At 46.4% G+C, this 239-nt stretch carries 1 protein-coding gene; it reads right to left on the reverse strand.

Annotated features, from left to right (window positions below; all coding sequences use genetic code 11):
• Positions 1 to 239, reverse strand: a 239-nt coding sequence (locus R2R70_RS22915; protein WP_410979333.1) for a hypothetical protein, incomplete at both ends; no start/stop codon positions are given.

A 239-nucleotide genomic window follows, 5' to 3' on the forward strand; every position in this document is an offset into this window, starting at 1 on the left:
TCGCTCTCCGATATTAATCACGCCGACATTTTCTTGGCTAGGTGGCAGTTGGTCAGTTAGATTACCCTCGGGTGAGTTACTAATCTGTAGATCCGGCTGAAAACGCCCTCCTGCATCCAGTGCCTGTTTAAACTGTCGCACAACGGTCGTTGGGTTATCGGACTTAGATAAGTTGAGATAATTACTTGCCAGCAGATAATCATTTTCGCCCAGAGCACTGATAAACCCTTGTACCGTAT

It is taken from the genome of Cobetia sp. SIMBA_158 (assembly GCF_046566945.1).
Lineage (GTDB): Bacteria > Pseudomonadota > Gammaproteobacteria > Pseudomonadales > Halomonadaceae > Cobetia > Cobetia amphilecti.